Genomic DNA, 19,505 nt, shown 5'->3' with positions numbered 1-19,505 from the left:
GATTGTTCAGCGAATGGAGGAAGGCGGATCAGGCCTTGCCCATGCGGGTGAAGGCGCCGAGCACCGTGCGCTCGGATGCCATCAGGTAGCGCTCGAGCTCATCGGCCGCCGCCGCGGGGCCCCTCTCGAGCAGGGTCTCCAGCACCGCGCGGTTCTTGCGCACGAAGGGCTCGTGCAGGGCTCGCGGGTCGTCGATCTCGAGGAACACCAGGCGCAGCTCGGCGGCGACGTCGCGGTAGGTGCGGGCCAGCCGGGGGCTGTCGGCCAGGGCGACGATCGCATCGTGGAAGGCCATGTTGGCGCTGCCCACGCGGCGCCAGTCCTCGGCCGGAAGGTGCTCCTCGGCATCCGCCAGCGACTCCTTCATCAGGCGGACCGCCGGATGCTCCGGCTCGGAGTGCCGCAGCGCGGTGCATTCGATCACGCGGCGGGCGCGGTAGATGTCGATCACGTCGGCGATGGTGGGGGATGCCACCGAGACGCCGCGATGGGGCACATGCTCGATCAGGCCCTGCTCGGCGAGCACGCGGAACGCCTCGCGCAGCGTGTTGCGCGACACCTCCAGCTGCTCGGCCAGGGTCGATTCGGACAGGCGCGAACCCGGGGCGAAGTCGCCGTCGATGATCCTCTCGCGCAGGACGTCGACGAGCGGGGTGTGCGTGGGCATAGCACCAGGGTAGGGGGAGGGTGCGCGTCATGAAAGATTGTTCAACAATCCGGACTGATATGTTCTACACTCGGTGTCATCCGACACCCACCAACGACGATGGGACCTCCCCTCATGTCCGAGCAGACACCTCCTGCCCTCTCCGCCGAGGATGAAGCACGCCTGGCCGCCGCGAAGAAGCGCGTGGGCCGCAGCGCCGTCATCGGCGCCATCTTCCTCATGGCGACCTCCGCCATCGGCCCCGGGTTCATCACCCAGACCGCCACGTTCACCGCGCAGATGGGATCGGCGTTCGCCTTCGCCATCCTGCTCTCGGTGATCATCGACATCTGCGTGCAGCTGAACATCTGGCGCATGATCACCTCGTCCGGCAAGCGCGCCGGCGAGCTCGCCAACAGCGCCATCCCGTTCTCCGGTCACGTCATCGCCGTGCTCGTCATCATCGGCGGGCTGGCGTTCAACATCGGCAACATCGCCGGTGGCGGGCTGGGCCTGAACGCCCTGCTGGGCGTCGATCCGAAGATCGGCGGCCTGATCACCGGAGCGCTCGCGATCATCATCTTCCTGATCAAGAAGGCCGGCCCGGTGATGGACGTCGTGCTCATCGTCCTCGGCGTCGGCATGATCGTGATGACGGTGATCGTCGCCATCGTCTCCGGCCCGCCCATCGGCGACGCGCTCCGACAGACGATCGTCCCCGACAGCATCAACTTCGCCACCATCACCACGATCGTCGGCGGCACCGTCGGCGGCTACATCACCTACTCCGGTGCGCACCGCTACCTGGCATCCGGCCACACCGGCCCCGAGCACGCCGGCCCGGTGATGCGCGCGGCCGCCAACGGCGTCTTCGTCACCGGCATCATGCGGTACGTGCTGTTCCTCGCGATCCTCGGCGTCGTCGCCTCGGGCGTCACCCTCGACCTGTCCAGCCAGGCCGCCAACCCCGCCGGTCAGGCGTTCGGCGCCGTGCTCGGCGACGCGGGCCTGCGCATCTTCGGCGCCATCTTCTGGGCCGCGGCGCTCAGCTCGGTGATCGGTGCCGCCTACACCTCGGCCACCTTCCTCTCCACGTTCAACAAGCGGTTCCTGGGCGGCTGGTCGCTGCAGTGGGCCACAGTCGCGTTCATCGTCGTGTCCTGGATCATCTACCTGCTCATCGGCACCGCGCCGGCGGCGATCCTCGTGTTCGTCGGCGGCTTCAACGGCCTGATCCTGCCGATCGGACTGACCGTGTTCATGTACATCGGCTGGTTCCGCCGCGACCTGCTGGGGGCGCGCAAGTACCCGCTGTGGCTCCTGATCGCCGGCACGCTGGTCACGCTGCTGACCTGGTACATGGGCGCCGTCTCGATCGGCCCGATCTTCGCCTTCCTGGGCGTCGGGGCCTGAGCCGCGCACTCATCACTCAACGGAAGGGGCCGACATGGCATCCATCGATCTGAACTCCGACCTGGGCGAGAACACCCCCGACCGCATCGTCGGCGACGACGCGGCCATGCTCGAGATCGTCACCAGCGCGAACGTGGCGTGCGGGTTCCACGCCGGCAGCCCCGAGGGCATCCGGTCGACGCTCGACGCGGCTGTGCGCAACGGCGTGGTGATCGGCGCCCACCCGGGGTATCGCGACTACGAGAACTTCGGGCGCACGAACGTCGAGATCGACTCAGCCACGCTGCAGGCCCACGTCGAGTATCAGCTGGGCGCGCTGGAGGGCCTCGCGAAGGCGGCCGGCGGGAGGGTCGCGTACGTCAAGCCGCACGGCGCGCTGTACAACACGATCGCGCGTGATGAGCGGCAGGCGGCCGACGTCGTCGCAGCGATCAAGGCGATCGATCCGAGCCTGGTGCTGCTGGGCCTGGCAGGTGGCGTGGTCCTCGAGGTCGCGTCTCGCGCCGGGCTCGCCGTCGCGGCCGAGGCCTTCGCCGACCGCGCCTACCAGCCGGATGGACAGCTCGTCTCGCGCACCCAGGAGGGCGCCGTGCTGCACGACGCGACCGCGGTCGCGGAGCGCATGGTGCGGTTCGCTGAGACCGGCGTGATCCGCGCGATCGACGGCACGGACGTGCGCGTCGACGCGCAGTCGATCTGCGTGCACGGCGACAGCGCCGGCGCCATCGCGATGGCGACCGAGACCCGGCGGATGCTGCAGGAGGCAGGCATCACGATCGCTCCGTTCGCGGGCCGGGGAGCCTGAGATGACCGTCGCCGCCACCCTCGAGCAGCTCACCGCCGCACGCGCCGCCCGTCGCGCGTACCGCGAGGGTCTCGCCGAGCCCACCAGCGGGGTGGCGGCGGGTCTCACCCAGGCGAACCTGATCGCGGTGCCCGCCGACTGGGCCTTCGAGACGCTGCTGTACGCGCAGCGCAACCCGAAGCCCTGCCCCGTGCTCGAGGTCATCGAGCAGGGGAGCATCGAATCGGCGCTCGCGCCCGGAAGCGACATCCGCACCGACATCGGCCGGTACCGCATCTGGCGCGACGGCGAGCTGACCGAGGAGGTCTCCGACGCGAGCGCGGCATGGGCAGAGCATCCCGACCTCGTCGCGTTCCTGATCGGGTGCAGCTTCACGTTCGAGACCGGGCTGGCCGAGGCCGGCATCCCGATCCGGCATCAGGAGCTGGGCCGCAACGTGCCGATGTACCGTACGAATGTGGACTGCACTCCGGCGGGCCGCCTGCGCGGCGAGATGGTCGTCTCCATGCGGCCCATCCCCGCGGGCAGGGTGGCGGACGCCGTGCAGATCTCCGGGCGGACCCCCGCCGTCCACGGAGCCCCCGTGCACATCGGGGACCCGGCCTCCCTCGGCATCCTCGACCTGGGCAGCCCCGACTTCGGCGACGCCCCCGAGGTGCGCGAGGGCGAGATTCCCGTCTTCTGGGCCTGCGGGGTCACTCCGCAGGCCGCGATCATGGCATCCAAGCCGCCGTTCGCCGTGACGCATGCTCCCGGCTACATGTTCATCACCGACGTGCCCGACGCGGAATACGTCGTCTGATGCGCATCCTCACCGCATCCGATCGCGCCCTGCTCGTGGAGGCCGCCGACCTCGACGAGGCCATGCGGCTCAACCTCGCGTGGGATGGAGTGCCCGGCGTCGTCGAGCGCATCCCGGGCGCGCGCACCGTGCTGGTGCGCTTCGACCCGCTGAGGGTCTCGGCCGGCGACCTGGCCGCGGTGCTGGAGTCGACCGAGGTGGACGCCGAGCACGTGCCGCACACTCGCGAGGTGACCATCCCGGTGCGGTACGACGGCGAGGACCTCGACGAGGTCGCGACGCTGCTCGGCGTCTCCGCGGAGGAGGTCGTGAACCGGCACCTCTCCGCCGAGTGGCAGGTCGCGTTCTCGGGATTCGCGCCGGGATTCGGGTACACGGTCAGCACCGATCCGCTGTTCGACGTGCCGCGCCGCTCCTCCCCGCGCACCCGCGTGCCGGCGGGGTCCGTGGCCCTCGCCGGGCACTTCACCGGCGTGTACCCGCGTGAGAGCCCGGGCGGCTGGCAGCTGATCGGCCGCACGGATGCCGTGATGTGGGACATCGACCGCGACCCGCCCGCGCTGCTCTCGCCGGGGACGCTGGTGAGGTTCGAACGGGTGCGTGACGCCGCTGTCGGCGGGTCGGGTGGCCCGGCGACTGCGCTCGCAGCGGAGCGTGCGGTCGCTGACACGGGTGCGGATACTGATGCTGAGGGGCGGGAGAGAAGCATCGAGGTCGTCCGGCCCTCGCTGCAGCTGCTCGTTCAGGACCTGGGGCGGTTCGGGCACGCCGCGCTCGGCGTCTCGGCGTCCGGCGTCGCCGACCGCACCGCGCTGCGCGACGCCAACCGCGCGGTCGGGAACCGGCCGGAAGCCGCCGTGCTGGAGAGCGTCGGCGGATGCGTGCTGCGGTTCCACGGCGACGGGGTCGCGGCGGTCGCGGGGGCGATCGGCGAGCTGACCCTGACGGATGCCGCGGGAGCCACGCGCACGATCGCGCACGGCGCCCCCTTCGCGACGGTCGACGGCGACGAGCTCGCGCTCGGCCACCCCGCGCACGGTCTGCGATACGTGATCGCGGTGCGCGGCGGCCTTCTCTCCCCGCACGCGCTCGGCAGCACGGCATCCGACACCCTCGCCGGGCTCGGGCCGGCACCGCTCTCCGCGGGCGACGTGCTCGACATCGGGGATGCGGGGCACCTCGCGGCCGATCCGCATCCGCTGCCGCGCGCGCTGCCCGCAGCCGGCGACCTCGTCGAGCTCGACATCACCCTCGGCCCGCGCGACGACTGGTTCACACCCGCCGCGATCGAGACGCTCACCGGCCAGGACTGGACGGTCACGCCGCGCTCCGACCGCGTCGGCATCCGCCTTCACGGCGAGACGCCGCTGGAGCGCTCGGTCGCCGGGGAGCTGCCCAGCGAGGGCGCGGTCAACGGCGCCATCCAGGTGCCGCCGGACGGCCAGCCCGTCCTGTTCCTGCCGGACCACCCGCTCACCGGCGGCTACCCGATCATCGGCGCGCTCACCGACCGCTGCCTGGATCTCGCCGGTCAGCTGCCACCGGGCGCCCGCATCCGCTTCCGCGTCGTCGACGCCGCAGAACAGAGACGTTCTCCGTCGGAGACGGCGAGTCGCGCAGCATCCGACGACGACACACCGCACTCGTCTCCGTTCTCCGAAGCAGTCCCCACCGAGAAGAGCCCGTCATGACCAAGATCCTGATCGCCAACCGCGGCGAGATCGCCGTGCGCGTGGTGCGCGCCTGCGCCGAGGCCGGGTACGTCTCGGTCGCCGTGTACGCCGACCAGGACGCCGACGCACTGCACGTGCGCCTGGCGGACGAGGCCGTGGGGCTCGGCGGGGCGACCGCCGCCGACACGTACCTCTCGATCGAGGCCCTGGTGGATGCCGCGCGCCGCAGCGGAGCGGACGCCGTGCACCCGGGTTACGGGTTCCTGTCCGAGAGCGCCGCGTTCGCCCGCGCAGTCGAGGACGCCGGCCTGATCTGGATCGGACCGGCGCCCGCGAGCATCGAGGCGCTCGGCGACAAGATGACCGCGCGCCGCATCGCGCAGCGCGTCGGAGCGCCCCTCGCTGCCGGCACGGATCAGCCGCTGTCGGGCCCCGCCGAGGCCGTGGCCTTCGCCGAGGAGCACGGCGTGCCCATCGCGATCAAGGCTGCATATGGCGGTGGCGGCCGCGGCATCAAGGTCGTGCGCGAACTCGCCGAGGTGGCCGAGGCGTTCGATGCCGCCACCCGTGAGGCGATCGTCGCCTTCGGTCGGGGCGAGTGCTTCGTGGAGCGGTTCCTGGAGAGCCCGCGCCACATCGAGGTGCAGGTGCTCGGCGACGGCCGGGGCGGCGTGATCGCCGTCGGCGACCGCGACTGCTCCATGCAGCGGCGCAACCAGAAGCTCATCGAGGAGGCCCCCGCGCCCGGTCTGAGCGTGGAGCAGCGCGAGCGCATCCACGAGGCCGCCCGACGCATCTGCGCCGAGGTCGACTACCGCAGCGCCGGCACCGTGGAGTTCCTGCTCGCCGCTGACGGCACGATCTCGTTCCTCGAGGTGAACACGCGGCTTCAGGTGGAGCATCCGGTCACGGAGGAGGTCACGGGCGTCGACCTGGTGCGCGAGCAGTTCCGCATCGCGTTCGGCGAGGGGCTCTCCTTGGACGGAACACCTGAGCCGCACGGCCACGCGTTCGAGTTCCGCATCAACGCCGAGGACCCGGGCCGTGGGTTCCTGCCCAGCCCGGGCGTCGTGACCGGTCTGCGGGTCCCCGGCGGCCCCGGCGTGCGCTGGGACAGCGGCATCGAGGCCGGGGATGCCGTGCAGCCGGCCTTCGACTCCATGATCGCCAAGCTCATCGTGCACGCCGACACCCGCGAGGCGGCCCTCGTGCGCGCTCGCCGGGCGCTGCGCGAGCTGGAGGTCGAGGGGCCCGCGACCGTGATCGGCTTCGACCGCCTCGCCGTCGAGCAGGCCGAGTTCGCGACCGACGGCTTCGCCGTGCACACGCAGTGGATCGAGGCCGCACTGCTCCCGCGCCTCGAGCCGCAGCTGCGTCCGGCGCCTGTCGCGGATGCCGGTCTGCAGCGCTTCCCGGTCGAGATCGACGGGCGCCGGGTGATGCTCGGACTGCCGACGGCTCTGCTGGCCGGGTTCGCCGCCGCCGCGCCCGCTCCCTCGACAGGGACGGATGCCGTCGATCCGGCCGAGCTGCACGCACCCGTGCCGGGCACGCTCGTGCGCTGGCTCGTGGAGGAAGGCGCGACGGTCGCCGAGGGCGACACGGTCGCCGTCCTGGACGCCATGAAGATGGAGACGCCGGTGCCCGCGCACCGCGCCGGCACTCTCGCGCACGCGGCGTCGGTGGGCGACATGATCGCCGCGGATGCCGTGATCGGCCGCATCGGCTGAGCCGGGCGTCCGGCCCCCTGGCGTCGGATGGTTTTCGCTGGTGGGGGTGCCCGGTACCCGGCGGTTTCCATCCGGGTGCTGTGGGGATGGATGGTTTTCGCTGGTGGGAGGCCCGGTTACCGGGTGGTTTCCATCCGAGCGGACCTCGGCCAGAGTTCCTCGTCCGCCGGCCCGCGGCAGCCGTCGCCCGGGCGACGGCTCAGAGCTCGGCGGCGTGGAACATCAGCATCCGCACGGCCGCGTCGACGGTCGCCGCGAGCACCTGGTCCGGATCCCCGTCGATGTCCAGCCGGCGGTGGCCGGCGGAGGTGCGCGTCGCCCAGCCGAGGAACACCGTCCCGGCGGGGTGGCCGCCCTCGGGGTCCGGTCCGCCGACACCCGTCGTCGACACCGCGATGTCGACGTCGAACAGGTCACGCGCCCCGCGGGCGAGCTGCTCGGCGCAGGCCGCTGAGCACGGATCCGTTCCCGGCACCAGACCGAGCACGCGCTCCTTGGCCGCCACCATGTACGCGACGACGGCGCCCGCGAACCACTCGCTCGCCTGATGGCCGTCGCCGATCGTGCCGGCGAGGGTTCCCGAGGTCAGTGATTCCGCGACGGCGATCCGCAGACCGCGGGCCCGCGCGAGATCGCTCAGCTGCTGCACATCGTCCATGCGCCGACGCTACCGGCGGTCCGGCCGCGGCGGCGACGGGTTGACATCGAGCATCCGATCGGGTCCGCGGCTGGATTCCAGCCGATCGGATGATGACCGTCGACGCCGCCGATCCGTAGGCTTGCGCCATGGGCACGGAGACGGGCGGGATCGCGCAGGCCGACACCGGCGCGCGCGGCATCCTCGCGCCGGTGCGCTTCGGACGCGCCCTGCTCGTCGTGCTGCTGGCGCTGCTGGTGGTCTGCGCCGTGCGATACGTGATCAGGCACAGCGTCGACCACACAACCTGGATCATCCTGGCCGGCGCCGCCGTGCTCGGTGCGGTCGCGCTGATGCAGAGCATCGTCCCCCGCCGCGGAGCCTGGCCCGCCGCCTGGACGCTCGTCGTCACGGCCCTGTGGGTCGTGCTCACCCTGATCGCCCCCTCGTTCGCATGGTGCGCGGTGCCGCTGGCGTTCCAGGTGCTGCAGATCCTGCCGTTCTGGCCGGCATCCGCCGTGACCGCCGCGATGACGGCCGTCGTGATCGCCGCCGAGGCCCGCATCACGCCCGAGTTCGACCCGACCATCGTCGCCGGGCCCGTCGGCATCGCGTTCGCCACGATCGTCGCCTACCGTGCGCTCGACCGCGAGGCCACCGCCCGTCAGCGGCTGGTCGACGAGCTCACCGAGACCCAGGCCGAGCTCGCCGCCGCCCAGCACCGCGCCGGAGGTCTCGCCGAGCGCGCCCGCCTGAGCCGCGAGATCCACGACTCCGTCGGTCAGAACCTCTCCAGCATCAACCTGCTGCTCCAAGCCGCCCAGCAGAGCTGGGATCGGCGCCCTGATGCCGCCCGCGAGCAGGTGCGCACCGCCGCCGACTCCGCTCGCGCGGGGCTCGACGAGGTGCGCCGGGTCGTGCGCGATCTGGCTCCCGGCGAGCTGGAGGGCACCGCCGGATCCCTGCCCGCCGCCGTGCAGCGGGTGGTGTCGGATGCCGCGAAGCACGGCCTCCGCGCGGAGTTCCGCAGCCACGGCGAGATCGAGGACGTGCCGCTGCCGGTGGCATCCGCGATCATCCGCACCGTCCGCGGCGCGCTCGCCAACGTCGCGGAGCACGCCAGGGCCACCCGGGCCGTCGTCAGCCTGACCGCCCAGCCCGGTGAGCTGCGCCTGGACATCCGCGACGACGGGGTCGGTTTCGACGCGCGGCCGGCCGCCAGGCAGCAGGCCGCCGCGCAGCGTCGTGCCCAGGGACGAGGCCATGGGCTCGACGGCATCGCCGAGCGCATCGCCGCGGTCGGCGGGCAGCTCGAGATCGAGAGCGCACACGGCGAGGGCACGACGCTCTCGGCCGTGTTCCCCACGGCATCCGCTTCTGAGAGGACCGAGCCATGACCCTGCGACTGGTGCTCGTCGACGACCATCCCGTGGTGCGCGCCGGCGTGCGCGCGCTGCTCGAATCCCGCGATGACCTGCAGGTGGTGGGTGAGGCCTCGAACGCTGCCGACGCCGTGCAGGTGGTGGAGGCGGAGCATCCGGATGTCGTGCTGATGGACCTCAGCCTGGGGGACGGGCCCGGCGGCATCGAGGCCACCGCGAGCCTGCGCGCGCTGCCGGACCCTCCCGCCGTTCTCGTGCTGACCACCTACGACAGCGAGTCCGACATCCTGCGGGCGCTGGATGCCGGCGCGGCCGGGTACCTGCTCAAGGACGCACCGCCGGAGCAGCTGTTCGCCGGCATCCAGGCGGTCGCCAAGGGGGAGCCGGCGCTCGCGCCCTCCGTGGCCGGAGTGCTCATGCGCCGCGCGTCATCGCCGGAACCGCGGCTCACCGAGCGCGAGGTCGAGGTGCTCGAGCTGCTCGCCGACGGCCTCGGGAACCGCGAGATGGCGAAGGCGCTGTTCGTGTCCGAGGCGACGGTCAAGTCGCACCTCTCGCACATCTACAGCAAGCTCTACGTCGACACCCGTGCCGGCGCCGTGGCCGCCGCGATCGAGCAGCGCATCATCCGGCGCTGAGGCCAGGAGGCGGCATCCGCCGCAGCGTGTCCCACAAGCGGCGAGTCCCGCCCGCCGTGACCCGCGGCTTCTGGGACCGGCCCCCGGCCATGTCTCAGAAGGGGCGGGACGGCGGGCGCCTCACCGACCACTTCTGGGACACGTCCCGGCGGCGGCGGGAGCGGATGCCCGTCAGCCGGCGCCCCACGCCCGCAGCAGGTCTCCGCCGAACAGCGAGAACGCCGTCACTCCGGCCGAGAGCAGCAGCACCCCGGCCGTCGCCGCGACGGCCATCAGGGAGATGCCGCTTCCGGCCAGGCGCTGGCCGCGCAGGCCGATCGCCACGCCCGCACGCGCGGCGAGATCGCCCGCCTGATCGTCGCGGTACAGCTCCGTCCTCGCGGCGAAGCGGCGCTGGAACTCCTCCGCGAGCCGCAGCGTCGCCTCCATGGTCGCGGGCCGGTCGAAGCGTGTACCGCCGGGCAGATAGACGTACAGGCGGTCCTCGACGAGCTCGATCTCCGCACCGGCGCCGAGGTCGATGACGCGGGCCATCAGATCGGGCGTGAAGATGTACAGGGCATCCTGCTGATACCCCTCCGGCACCAGCAGCAGGAAGTGCTTCGCGAACTCGCCCTCCAGCTCCATCCGGGCCCCGCCCCGACCGAGCCCGAACGTCGGGATGATGCTGCGGCGCCGGTTCTTCAGCACGATGTGCGGCACCTTCACCGGCAGCGGCAGTTCGACGAACGCGAATGGCCGCTGCACGGTGGCGCCCGAGTCCCGCGTGCCGATCGAGAAGTTCCGTCCCAGCTCGAACGGCAGGCGCTCGTCGTCGCTGGCGACCACGCCCCGCTCGCGGCTGCGCAGGGTGCGGGCGAAAGCCGAGCCCGGGCGCCGGGTGCCCTCCAGCGCGTCCGCGTAGGCCCAGTCGTTCACCCACGCGAACAGCGCCAGCCGTGCGCGACGGGTCAGATCGACCGCGTACCAGACGAACCCCACCGCGGCGAGAACCGCGTAGCCGACCGGGAAGACTCCCAGGAGGGGTACGCGGGCGAGGATGCCGGTGCCGTCCAGCCACACGAGCGCCACGAGCATGGCGATGGCCAGCAGCAGCACCCCCGTCAGCGCGACGAAGAAGCGGCGGTGGAGGGGGATGCCCGCGAGCCGCTCGTACCGCAGCAGATCTCCGATGCCCATCCGCTCCCGCAGCGGGCCGAGCTCGACCTGCAGGGGCTGGTTCAGAGCTTCCACGAGAGCGTGGCCCAGGGGCCGTTCCGCTTCTCGGTGCAGGCCGCCTTGAGGTCGGACCAGTTGTCGCCGAGCTTGTCGAAGGTCTTGTCGCCGATGTTGCCGTCGCTCCAGTGCATGACGCGGCCGGCGATGTAGCTGAGGCCGAAGTCGACCCAGGAATCGAACGCGGGGCGGCCCTCGACGTTGATGCGGTGGATGATCTGACGGGCCTCGGCGACGTCGCCGAACCCGAGCGCGACGCCCCAGGTCGTGAGGGCGACGGCCTGGCCGAGCGCGTAGCCGTCGAGGGTCTTGACGAACGCGTCAGCGGGGACGATGTCCTTGCCCGCGAGCTTGCGCACCTGCGCTTCGATGTGCTCGATGGCAGCCACGAACGTGCGCGCATCGCGCTTGTTGCCGCCCGCCTCGACGATGGCGGTGGTCCACTCCTTCGTCTTCGGGACCCTGCCGAGCTGCGCGGCGAGGTCGGCCCGCAGCTGCAGGGAGATCACCCACGGGTCGCGGCGGCGGCGCACCGTCGTGAGCCGCTCGATGTTGTCGAGCCACTCCTGGCGGGAGTGCAGGCCCCACTGATCGGCGAGCTGCTTCTTCTCGCGGTCGCCGATGCCGGGGGCAGTGGGGTCGTTCCACGGTCCCGAGGGCAGGTTGCTGATCTGCATGTAGCCCAGCGCGATTTCGTTCGCCTCGGTGTCGGTGGTCGAGAAGTCCGCGGAGGGGACGACCTTCGCGTCGGGCAGCAGCCACACCACCACGAAGAAGAGCACGACCACGCCGACGATGGCCCACACCCACCACTGGCCGATGAGCCACTCGAGGATCGAGCCGAGGTCGTTGAGGTTGACGCGTGCTGAAGGATGCATGGGTTCTCCGGTCGAATGCAGGTGGCCGATCCATAGATTGAACGACCATTCAATGAGTACTGTAGAGGGCACGGCCCCGATCGCGGAAGTCCTGCGCGTCGGGTCGCGGGAGGTGAGCGGCGTGGCCCGGTCCGAGGAGCAGAATCGCCTCGCCCGCGAGCGCACGCGCGAGGGCATCCTGCGGTCCGCGATCGAGCTTTTCGCCGAGCAGGGCGTGCACGAGACGACGATCGCCGAGATCACCCGGGGTGCGGGCGTCGCCCAGGGCCTGGTCAACTACCATTTCGGCGGCAAGGATCAGCTCGTCGGCGCCGTCGCCGACCGCTGGTACGAGACGCTGATCGGGCTCGCGCACGGCCGGGGAGCGCCCGGTGAGACGGATGCCGACGCGCGACTGCGCGGCGTGATCGACGCCGCGCTCATCGCCGCCGTCGCGCACCGCTCGCTGCAGCGCGTCATGCTCTCGCTCGCGCACCAGCCCTCGACGCGGCGCATCGTCGCCGAGTCGGAGCAGCGGCACAGCGACGCCGTGCAGTTCGCCGAGCAGGCCGTCCGTTCGATCTTCGCCGAGCGAGGCGCGGCGGATCCCGCGCTGGAGGAGGGCATGCTGCGCACCCTCCTGGAGGGCATCGCCGGGCGCTTTGCGGCCTCGGACGGATCCTTCCCGATCGACGCGGCGCGGCGCTGGGTGCATCTGCAATACGGGCTCGGCGAGCCGGTGGGAGGGCTGCTCTCGGAGTGACGGCGCTCTGGGTGCCGTGACGACACCCCGTGGGACCTGCCGGCGCGCGTGTCCCATTGAAGGCGGGTTCCGGATGCCGGGACCCGCACCTTCTGGAACACGACGGCACGCGCGTCGCAGAAGCGGTGGGTCTGCTGCACTCGCACCCGCCGGTACTGGGACACGACCCACGGCGGGGTCCTGACCGAGCGGCGCGCCGGGTGCCGGAGACGCCGAAGGGCCTCGGATGCCGCTGTGCGCAGCATCCGAGGCCCTTCAGGCCGGACTCAGGACTCGGGGTCGCCGCCGAGCGCACCCACGGCCGCGAGGGGCTTCGGGTCGTCGGCGCCGGTCCGGCGCAGCCGTGCGATGGCGTTGCCGCCGTGGTAGATGATGATGGCCGTGACCGTGGCGATCACGATGCCGCCCAGTACGAAGCCGTTGTCGCCCGTGATCTGGAAGCCTCCGACGGCCATGATCAGGGCCACGGCCGCGGTGTACTGGTTCACGGGGCGCGAGAAGTCGACCTTGTTGTCGACCCAGATCTTGATGCCGATCACGCCGATCAGTCCGTACAGCGCGGTCGTGATGCCGCCCAGCACGCCGGCGGGTACGGAGTTGATCACCTCGCCGAACTTCGGCGACATGCTCAGCAGGATGGCGGTGATGCCGGCGACCCAGTACGCCGCGGTGGAGTACACGCGCGTGGACGCCATGACGCCGATGTTCTCGCCGTAGGTTGTGGTCCCCGATCCGCCGAAGAAGCCCGCGAGCGTGGTCGAGATGCCGTCGGCGATCAGCGCCTTGCCGGTGTTCTCGTTGATCTTCGGGTCCTCGACCATTGTCGCGACGCCGCGCACGTGACCGACGTTCTCGGCGATCAGCACCAGCACCACCGGCAGGAACATCGCCATCACCGCCCAGGTGCCGGGGCTGACGAAGTCCGGCAGGTGGAAGGTGGGAAGTCCTACCCAGGCGGCCTTGTCCACCTTGCTGAAGTCGAGCTCTCCGCGGATGCCCGCGAAGATGTACCCCGCGATCACGCCGAGGAAGATCGAGATGCGACCCAGGAATCCGCGGAACACCACGGCGAACAGGATCGTGACGGCCAGGGTGAAGGTTGCGGTGATCGGAGCCTGCGCGAAGTTGCCGTGCGCGGCGCCGGCAAGGTTGAACCCGATCAGCGCGACGATGGTGCCCGCCAGCACCGGCGGCAGGAAGCGGTCGACCCACTTCACGCCCGCAGTGTGCACGACCACGCCGATGATCGCCAGCAGGATGCCGACGGCGACGATGCCGGCGAGAGCCGAGCCGATCCCGTCGCTGGCGCCCGTCGCGTTGGCGGCGGTCGCTGCCGTCACCGGCGCGATGAACGCGAACGACGAGCCGAGGTAGCTGGGGAGCCTGTTTCGGGTGACCAGCAGGAACAGGATCGTGCCCACACCGCTGAACAGCAGCGTGGTCGGCACCGGGAAGTGCGTGAGGATCGGCACCAGGAACGTGGCGCCGAACATGGCGATGACGTGCTGCACGCCGATCGCGATGGTGGCGGGCCAGTTCAGGCGCTCTTCGGGGCGGACGACGGCGTCGGGCGCGACGGTGCGACCGTCACCGTGGATCTTCCACAGCGGCATGGGTGCTCCTCAGGAGTAGGGCGGCGGGTCCGGATCAGGGCCGAGGAAACCCTATCGCGGGGGTGTCCCTTGCCGAGGGCCGGATTCCGCGGGCATCCCACGCACGTATCGGGGGCCGACACGCCAGATTTCGGACGCTTCCAGCGGATTCGTCCGGAATGTGGCGTGTCGACCCCCGGAGTGGAACGGCGAGGTGCCGGTGGCGGATGCCCGGCGGTGCGGATGCCCGGCGCGGCCGATGCCCAGCCGTGGCGCGTCAGCCGGCCAGGCGCTCGATGAGCTCGCGGTACCGGGCGGCGGTGCGCTCGACGATCTCCTCGGGCAGCGCGGGCGGCTCACCCTGCTTGTCCCAGTTCGCGGCCAGCCAGTCGCGCACGATCTGCTTGTCGAAGCTGGCCATCCGCTCGTCCGGCGTCGCGCCGTTCTGCCACGATGAGGCGTCCCAGTAGCGGGAGGAGTCGCTGGTGAGCACTTCGTCGGCGAGGCGCAGGGTGCCGTCGGCATCCGTTCCGAACTCGAACTTGGTGTCGGCGAGGATCAGGCCCTTCTCCTCGGCGATCGCGGCGGCGCGCGTGTACAGCGCGATGGAGGTGTCGCGCAGCTCGGCTGCGCGCTCCGCACCCACGAGCTCGACGACCCTCTCGAAGGTGATGTTCTCGTCGTGCTCGCCCATCGGCGCCTTGTAGGCGGGGGTGAACAGCGGCTCGGGCAGCCGGTCGCCGTTCTTCAGGCCGGCGGGCAGCGGGATGCCGCAGACGGTGCCGCTGCGCACGTACTCGGCCCAGCCGGAGCCGGTGATGTACCCGCGCACGACGCACTCGATCGGCAGCATCTCGAGCGCCATCGCCAGCATGGCGCGGCCGGCCACGGCATCCGGGATCTCGCCCTCGGCGATGTGGTTCGGCACGTCCGCCAGCTGCTGGAACCACCAGGTGCTCAGCGACGTGAGCAGCTCGCCCTTCTTCGGGATGCCGGGGGAGAGCACGAAGTCGAAGGCGCTCACCCGGTCGGACGCCACGACCAGCAGCCGCGTGTCGGCCGGATCCTCCGAGGCGTACAGGTCGCGGACCTTGCCGGAGTAGATGTGCCGCCAGCCGGGGATGCTCAGTGCTTCGCTCACCCGTCCATTGTGGCATCCGCGATGTCGGAGGCCGCGCGTACTGTCGAGCCGATGGACGAGACGCGCACCGACCGACTGACCCTGCGACCGCCGACGGATGCCGATGTCGACCCGATCCACCGGATCTACTCCGATCCGCGGGTCTGGCAGCACTATCCGAGCCTGCGTCACGCCGAGCGCTCGACGAGCGAGAGCATGGTCGCGCGATGGCGGGCGGGGTGGGACGCCGTGGGGCTGGCCTCCTGGATCGTTCGCCTGCACGGCACCGACGAGGTCATCGGCAGCGGCGGGTGCTCGCTGATCGGCGCGGGAGGGGAGCAGGCCGACGCCGCGGTCTGGAACCTCGGCTACCGCATGTCCGCCGACCACCACGGTCGCGGCTACGCGACGGAGCTGTCGCGCGCGGCGCTGGACGCGGCACGCGCCCTGCGGCCGGAGACGCCGGTCATCGCGTACCTCGTCGAGCACAACCGCGCATCGGCGGCCGTCGCCGAGAAGGTCGGACTGGCGCTCGTGCACCGCGCGCCGGACGCAGGGAATCCGGACCCCGGAGTCCTTCGGCTGGTCTACGCGGATCGCGCGCTGACGGATGCGCAGCTCGCGACAGCTCTGCACTGATCCGTCCTCGGTCCGCAGGCGAGAAGATGATATAGTCCATATGGACTAGTCGGGGTGGGATAAATGTCGGATGCCGTGAAGCTGACGCCGCTGGGCGCGATCGTGCTCGCGCTGCTCAACGAGGGCGACATGCATCCGTACGAGATGATGCGACTCCTGCGCAAGCGGCGGGACGATCGCATGGTGCGCGTCAGTAACGGCACCTTCTATCACACGGTCTCCCGGCTCGAACGGGACGGGCTCATCGCCGAGGCGGGCGTCGATCGCGACGGCAACCGTCCGGAGCGCACCACCTACACGCTCCAGCCTGCAGCGCTCCCCGTGCTCACCGACTGGGTGCGCAGGGGACTCGGGAACGCCGATCGCGCCGCGGAGTTCCGCGTCGCGCTCGCCGAGGCCCACAACCTGCCGCGGACCGAGGTCGTCGAGCTCCTCGGCGCGCGGCACGAGGCGCTCCGCGAGGAGCGGGATGAGCTGCGCGAGAAGCTCGAGCTGGCCCGCACCCGCGGCGTCTCCGAGCAGTTCCTCATCGAGGTGGACCGGCACGTGGCGATGCTGAGCGGCGAGCTCAGCTGGAGCGCCGGGCTGCTCGAGCGCCTTGCCGACCCCGGGTTCGCCTGGGTGGGCGACCGCCTCGCGCGGGCGCCCGGCGTCGCGGCATCCGATCCCGACCCGGCATGACCCCCGGCATCCGAACCTCGAAGACATTCACCGCGGGCAGCACCGCACAGCGAAAGGCATCACGCCCATGACAGATCCCACGCCGTCTCCGGCATCCGCGACCAGCGGGCCGTCGACCGGCACCTACGCGCACGGCCACAAGCCGCGCAGCCCCTGGCCCGCCCTCTGGGCGCTGGTCATCGGCTTCTTCATGATCCTCGTCGACACGACGATCGTCTCGGTCGCGAACCCGGCCATCAAGGCCGCGCTCGACCCCGACACCAACAACCTCGACAACGTCGTGTGGGTCACCAGCGCCTACCTGCTGGCCTACGCGGTTCCGCTGCTGATCACCGGACGCCTCGGCGACCGGTTCGGGCCGAAGAACATCTACCTGATCGGTCTGGTGATCTTCACGCTCTCGTCGCTCGCGTGCGGGCTGTCGACCTCGCTGGGCATGCTGGTGGCCTTCCGCGCCGTGCAGGGACTCGGCGCCGCGTTCATGACGCCGCAGACCATGGCCGTGATCACCCGCACCTTCCCGCCGGAGCGCCGCGGCGCCGCGATGGGCCTGTGGGGCGCGACCGCGGGCGTCGCCACGCTGGTCGGGCCGCTGCTGGGCGGCCTGCTGGTGGACGCGTTCGGCTGGGAGTGGATCTTCTACATCAACGTGCCCGTCGGCATCATCGGCTTCGTGCTGGCCTGGGTGTTCGTGCCCAAGCTGCAGACGCATCCGCACCGCTTCGACTACATCGGCGTCGTGCTCAGCGCGGCGGCCCTGTTCCTGATCGTCTTCGGGCTGCAGGAGGGGCAGAAGTACGACTGGGGCGTCATCACCGGGCCCATCACCGTGTGGGGGATGATCGTCGCCGGCGTCCTGCTGCTCATCGTGTTCGTGCTGCAGCAGTGGAAGACGAAGAGCGAGGCGCTCGTACCGCTCGGGCTGTTCCGCGACCGCAACTTCTCGGCGTCCAACCTCGGCATCGCCGCGGTCGGATTCACCGTGACGAGCATGTCGCTGCCGTTCATGTTCTTCCTGCAGCTGGCGCGCGGCCTGACCCCGACCGAGGCCGCGCTGCTGATGATCCCGATGGCGGTCATCTCGGGTGCGCTCGCGCCGCTCGCCGGCTCGCTGCTCGACAAGGTCGACCCGCGCTTCATCCTGATCCCCGGCCTGCTGTGCGTGGCCGGCGGGGTGCTGTGGAACTCCTCGCTGATGAACATGGACACCCCGACCTGGATGTTCCTGCTGCCCTCCGCCCTGCTGGGCATCGGCAACGCGGGCATGTGGGGGCCGCTGGCCACCGAAGCGACTCGCAACCTGCCGCCGCGTCAGGCGGGCGCCGGTGCAGGCATCTACAACACCACCCGCACGATCGGGTCCGTGGTCGGTTCCTCGGCCATCGCCGCGTTCATGCAGGCGCGGCTCGAGGCGAACCTTCCCGGACTCGACCAGGCTCCTGCCGGGCTCGGCGGCGGTGGCAAGATGCCCGAGGCGGTGGCCGACGGCTTCGCAGCCGGCATGTCGCAGTCGATGCTGCTGCCGGTCAGCGTGATGGTCATCGCGCTCATCGCGGCCCTCTTCATCGGCCGCTACAAGGGGAAGAGCGCCGACGAACTGCGCTGATCCCGCACGAAACGAGGGCCGCCCGGCTTCATGCCAGGGCGGCCCTCGTCGTGTGCGCACGCGGGGAGCGGTGCTCAGCTCAGCACGGCGAGGCCGAGCTGCCCGAGCAGGGCGAAGATGATCGACCACAGGACGATCGAGATGCTCGTCCAGACGATCACCACCGTGCGGTTCGCCCCGAGGGAGACGAGGATGCTCGACGTGAACTGATTCGGCACGACCATCGGTCCGAGCAGGCTGACGCCGGGGACGCCGAAGCGATCCAGCATCCGCTTGACCCGCTGACGGCGGGCAGTCGGTTCCGGCGCGGCCTCTGCAGGGGTGCGGCGCGCCAGAACCTTCCGCCGCGCCGCAGAGGCCGCGAACACGAAGGCGAGCATCGAGACCGCGTTCCCGGCGATGGCGGCCAGCATCGCGATCGGCAGCGGGACGCCGGCGATGACGCCGATCAGGGTGCCGAAATGCGATTCGACGAACGGAATCGCGGCCGCGGCCATTCCGCCCAACCACTGCAGCCAGACGGGAAGGGACTGGATGAAATCGACGAGTGCCTCGTGCACGGTTGCCTCCGGATGTGTAAAGCGTGTTTGACATGACAAGCATGCTTTACATTTTCGTCTCATGTCAAGTGAGCTTTACATCCTGGGTGCGTGGCCCTACGGTGGAGGACGTGCGCAGCAGGGTCAAGGAGCTCAGGACGGAGCAGGGGATCTCCCAGCAGGCCCTCGCGACCGCGGTGGGCGTCTCGCGCCAGACGATCAACGCGATCGAGACCGGCCGCTACGACCCTTCGCTCACGCTCGCCGTGCACCTGGCGCGGCATTTCGGATCGACCGTGGAGGAGGTCTTCGATGTCGATGGATGACGCCGGCGAGAGCGCCGAGAGCGCGCGCCGCCCGAACTGGCCCATGTCGCCCGTCAACACGGTGCTGGTCGCAGTGATGACGGTCGGATCGCTCGTCTGCTTCGTGCTCGGGCAGTCGATCACCGGAACGGCGCTGCTGCTCGGCGGCATCGGAGGCGGACTCGGTGCGATCTTCGCCCGGCGCGGCAGCTCGGGCGATCTCGAGCGCGTGAACGCCCTGGAGTACGCGGACGAGAGGGACCGTGCCGCGGCCGTGAAGGGACTCGCCGCCGTCGGCGTGGTCGCAATGGTGCTCGGCGCCGGCCAGCTGATCCTGCACGTGATCATCCGCGCCGACCCGATCTCGCGCTGGTCGAGCATCGTGCTGTTCCTTGCGCTGACCGCGTGCTGGTTCCTGGCGAACTGGTACTACGTGCGGAGGGGCTGAGCGCCGGTCCTCCG

At 70.9% G+C, this 19,505-nt stretch carries 20 protein-coding genes; 13 read left to right on the top strand and 7 right to left on the bottom strand.

Annotation, left to right across the window (positions count from 1 at the left end; translation table 11 throughout):
* Positions 1 to 28: 28 nt before the first annotated feature.
* A complete protein-coding gene (locus ACTJJ4_RS12505) occupies positions 29 to 667 on the bottom strand; it encodes a GntR family transcriptional regulator (RefSeq protein ID WP_440943620.1) in 639 nt (212 codons plus the stop codon).
* Between the two features lie 114 nt (positions 668 to 781).
* Here ACTJJ4_RS12505 and ACTJJ4_RS12500 point away from each other — a divergent pair, with 114 nt between their 5' ends.
* The 5 genes from ACTJJ4_RS12500 to ACTJJ4_RS12480 are packed head-to-tail and all read left to right on the top strand — an operon-like array spanning position 782 to position 7,069.
* Positions 782 to 2,059 carry an NRAMP family divalent metal transporter gene (locus ACTJJ4_RS12500; RefSeq protein WP_440943619.1) on the top strand — a complete coding sequence of 426 codons (1,278 nt, stop codon included), beginning with the start codon at positions 782 to 784 and terminating at the stop codon, positions 2,057 to 2,059.
* 34 nt (positions 2,060 to 2,093) lie between these two features.
* Positions 2,094 to 2,864, top strand: coding sequence for a LamB/YcsF family protein (locus ACTJJ4_RS12495; RefSeq protein WP_440943618.1), 771 nt, complete (start codon positions 2,094 to 2,096; stop codon positions 2,862 to 2,864).
* Between the two features lies 1 nt (position 2,865).
* Complete coding sequence (locus ACTJJ4_RS12490; RefSeq protein WP_440943617.1) at positions 2,866 to 3,666, top strand: putative hydro-lyase; 801 nt, start codon at positions 2,866 to 2,868, stop codon at positions 3,664 to 3,666.
* Complete coding sequence (locus tag ACTJJ4_RS12485; RefSeq protein ID WP_440943616.1) at positions 3,666 to 5,357, top strand: carboxyltransferase domain-containing protein; 1,692 nt, start codon at positions 3,666 to 3,668, stop codon at positions 5,355 to 5,357. Before ACTJJ4_RS12490 ends, ACTJJ4_RS12485 begins: the two co-directional genes overlap by 1 nt.
* Positions 5,354 to 7,069 (top strand): acetyl/propionyl/methylcrotonyl-CoA carboxylase subunit alpha, encoded by a 1,716-nt coding sequence (locus ACTJJ4_RS12480; protein ID WP_440943615.1) that lies wholly within the window; start codon positions 5,354 to 5,356, stop codon positions 7,067 to 7,069. Before ACTJJ4_RS12485 ends, ACTJJ4_RS12480 begins: the two co-directional genes overlap by 4 nt.
* 199 nt (positions 7,070 to 7,268) lie before the next feature.
* On the opposite strand, the gene ACTJJ4_RS12475 is transcribed toward ACTJJ4_RS12480, so the two are convergent.
* Positions 7,269 to 7,727, bottom strand: coding sequence for a CinA family protein (locus tag ACTJJ4_RS12475; RefSeq protein ID WP_440943614.1), 459 nt, complete (start codon positions 7,725 to 7,727; stop codon positions 7,269 to 7,271).
* Between the two features lie 128 nt (positions 7,728 to 7,855).
* Here ACTJJ4_RS12475 and ACTJJ4_RS12470 point away from each other — a divergent pair, with 128 nt between their 5' ends.
* Complete coding sequence (locus ACTJJ4_RS12470) at positions 7,856 to 9,103, top strand: sensor histidine kinase (protein ID WP_440943613.1); 1,248 nt, start codon at positions 7,856 to 7,858, stop codon at positions 9,101 to 9,103.
* Positions 9,100 to 9,726 (top strand): response regulator, encoded by a 627-nt coding sequence (locus tag ACTJJ4_RS12465; protein ID WP_440943612.1) that lies wholly within the window; start codon positions 9,100 to 9,102, stop codon positions 9,724 to 9,726. The genes ACTJJ4_RS12470 and ACTJJ4_RS12465 overlap by 4 nt, the downstream gene beginning before the upstream one ends.
* Positions 9,727 to 9,897: 171 nt before the next feature.
* Here ACTJJ4_RS12465 and ACTJJ4_RS12460 read toward each other — a convergent pair whose 3' ends face one another.
* Positions 9,898 to 10,959, bottom strand: a complete 1,062-nt coding sequence (locus ACTJJ4_RS12460; protein WP_440943611.1) for a hypothetical protein — start codon at positions 10,957 to 10,959, stop codon at positions 9,898 to 9,900.
* The gene (locus tag ACTJJ4_RS12455) at positions 10,947 to 11,819 is read right to left on the bottom strand and encodes a DUF1266 domain-containing protein (protein ID WP_440943610.1); all 873 of its coding nucleotides are present in this window, start codon (positions 11,817 to 11,819) and stop codon (positions 10,947 to 10,949) included. The genes ACTJJ4_RS12460 and ACTJJ4_RS12455 overlap by 13 nt, the downstream gene beginning before the upstream one ends.
* A gap of 52 nt (positions 11,820 to 11,871) precedes the next feature.
* Between ACTJJ4_RS12455 and ACTJJ4_RS12450 the strand changes: the two genes are divergently transcribed.
* A complete protein-coding gene (locus ACTJJ4_RS12450; protein ID WP_440943609.1) occupies positions 11,872 to 12,561 on the top strand; it encodes a TetR/AcrR family transcriptional regulator in 690 nt (229 codons plus the stop codon).
* A 266-nt stretch (positions 12,562 to 12,827) separates the two neighbouring features.
* Here ACTJJ4_RS12450 and ACTJJ4_RS12445 read toward each other — a convergent pair whose 3' ends face one another.
* Positions 12,828 to 14,174, bottom strand: coding sequence for a uracil-xanthine permease family protein (locus ACTJJ4_RS12445; RefSeq protein WP_440943608.1), 1,347 nt, complete (start codon positions 14,172 to 14,174; stop codon positions 12,828 to 12,830).
* A gap of 256 nt (positions 14,175 to 14,430) precedes the next feature.
* Complete coding sequence (locus ACTJJ4_RS12440) at positions 14,431 to 15,294, bottom strand: phosphoribosylaminoimidazolesuccinocarboxamide synthase (RefSeq protein ID WP_440943607.1); 864 nt, start codon at positions 15,292 to 15,294, stop codon at positions 14,431 to 14,433.
* 51 nt (positions 15,295 to 15,345) lie between these two features.
* Between ACTJJ4_RS12440 and ACTJJ4_RS12435 the strand changes: the two genes are divergently transcribed.
* From ACTJJ4_RS12435 to ACTJJ4_RS12425, 3 genes are all read left to right on the top strand, one after another.
* On the top strand, positions 15,346 to 15,912 hold the full coding sequence (locus tag ACTJJ4_RS12435) for a GNAT family N-acetyltransferase (protein WP_440943606.1): 567 nt from the start codon (positions 15,346 to 15,348) through the stop codon (positions 15,910 to 15,912).
* 63 nt (positions 15,913 to 15,975) lie between these two features.
* A complete protein-coding gene (locus ACTJJ4_RS12430) occupies positions 15,976 to 16,593 on the top strand; it encodes a PadR family transcriptional regulator (RefSeq protein ID WP_440943605.1) in 618 nt (205 codons plus the stop codon).
* Between the two features lie 67 nt (positions 16,594 to 16,660).
* Positions 16,661 to 18,199, top strand: coding sequence for a DHA2 family efflux MFS transporter permease subunit (locus tag ACTJJ4_RS12425; RefSeq protein ID WP_440943604.1), 1,539 nt, complete (start codon positions 16,661 to 16,663; stop codon positions 18,197 to 18,199).
* A gap of 74 nt (positions 18,200 to 18,273) precedes the next feature.
* Here ACTJJ4_RS12425 and ACTJJ4_RS12420 read toward each other — a convergent pair whose 3' ends face one another.
* The gene (locus ACTJJ4_RS12420) at positions 18,274 to 18,759 is read right to left on the bottom strand and encodes a hypothetical protein (protein WP_440943603.1); all 486 of its coding nucleotides are present in this window, start codon (positions 18,757 to 18,759) and stop codon (positions 18,274 to 18,276) included.
* A gap of 110 nt (positions 18,760 to 18,869) precedes the next feature.
* Between ACTJJ4_RS12420 and ACTJJ4_RS12415 the strand changes: the two genes are divergently transcribed.
* Complete coding sequence (locus ACTJJ4_RS12415; RefSeq protein WP_292699901.1) at positions 18,870 to 19,064, top strand: helix-turn-helix transcriptional regulator; 195 nt, start codon at positions 18,870 to 18,872, stop codon at positions 19,062 to 19,064.
* Complete coding sequence (locus tag ACTJJ4_RS12410) at positions 19,051 to 19,491, top strand: hypothetical protein (protein WP_440943602.1); 441 nt, start codon at positions 19,051 to 19,053, stop codon at positions 19,489 to 19,491. The genes ACTJJ4_RS12415 and ACTJJ4_RS12410 overlap by 14 nt, the downstream gene beginning before the upstream one ends.
* Positions 19,492 to 19,505: the final 14 nt, after the last annotated feature.

It is taken from the genome of Microbacterium sp. 22195 (assembly GCF_052056515.1).
In the GTDB taxonomy this organism is placed as follows: domain Bacteria; phylum Actinomycetota; class Actinomycetes; order Actinomycetales; family Microbacteriaceae; genus Microbacterium.
Note: the sequence above shows the minus strand (reverse complement) of the source record. Positions and strands in the feature narration are given on the sequence as shown.

Excerpts from the sequence above, each read along its gene's own strand:
- ACTJJ4_RS12505 (WP_440943620.1), bottom strand. The coding sequence starts at position 667 with ATGCCCACGCACACCCCGCTCGTCGACGTCCTGCGCGAGAGGATCATC.
- ACTJJ4_RS12500 (WP_440943619.1), top strand. The coding sequence starts at position 782 with ATGTCCGAGCAGACACCTCCTGCCCTCTCCGCCGAGGATGAAGCACGC.
- ACTJJ4_RS12495 (WP_440943618.1), top strand. The coding sequence starts at position 2,094 with ATGGCATCCATCGATCTGAACTCCGACCTGGGCGAGAACACCCCCGAC.
- ACTJJ4_RS12490 (WP_440943617.1), top strand. The coding sequence starts at position 2,866 with ATGACCGTCGCCGCCACCCTCGAGCAGCTCACCGCCGCACGCGCCGCC.
- ACTJJ4_RS12485 (WP_440943616.1), top strand. The coding sequence starts at position 3,666 with ATGCGCATCCTCACCGCATCCGATCGCGCCCTGCTCGTGGAGGCCGCC.
- ACTJJ4_RS12480 (WP_440943615.1), top strand. The coding sequence starts at position 5,354 with ATGACCAAGATCCTGATCGCCAACCGCGGCGAGATCGCCGTGCGCGTG.
- ACTJJ4_RS12475 (WP_440943614.1), bottom strand. The coding sequence starts at position 7,727 with ATGGACGATGTGCAGCAGCTGAGCGATCTCGCGCGGGCCCGCGGTCTG.
- ACTJJ4_RS12470 (WP_440943613.1), top strand. The coding sequence starts at position 7,856 with ATGGGCACGGAGACGGGCGGGATCGCGCAGGCCGACACCGGCGCGCGC.
- ACTJJ4_RS12465 (WP_440943612.1), top strand. The coding sequence starts at position 9,100 with ATGACCCTGCGACTGGTGCTCGTCGACGACCATCCCGTGGTGCGCGCC.
- ACTJJ4_RS12455 (WP_440943610.1), bottom strand. The coding sequence starts at position 11,819 with ATGCATCCTTCAGCACGCGTCAACCTCAACGACCTCGGCTCGATCCTC.
- ACTJJ4_RS12450 (WP_440943609.1), top strand. The coding sequence starts at position 11,872 with ATGAGTACTGTAGAGGGCACGGCCCCGATCGCGGAAGTCCTGCGCGTC.
- ACTJJ4_RS12445 (WP_440943608.1), bottom strand. The coding sequence starts at position 14,174 with ATGCCGCTGTGGAAGATCCACGGTGACGGTCGCACCGTCGCGCCCGAC.
- ACTJJ4_RS12435 (WP_440943606.1), top strand. The coding sequence starts at position 15,346 with ATGGACGAGACGCGCACCGACCGACTGACCCTGCGACCGCCGACGGAT.
- ACTJJ4_RS12430 (WP_440943605.1), top strand. The coding sequence starts at position 15,976 with ATGTCGGATGCCGTGAAGCTGACGCCGCTGGGCGCGATCGTGCTCGCG.
- ACTJJ4_RS12425 (WP_440943604.1), top strand. The coding sequence starts at position 16,661 with ATGACAGATCCCACGCCGTCTCCGGCATCCGCGACCAGCGGGCCGTCG.
- ACTJJ4_RS12410 (WP_440943602.1), top strand. The coding sequence starts at position 19,051 with ATGTCGATGGATGACGCCGGCGAGAGCGCCGAGAGCGCGCGCCGCCCG.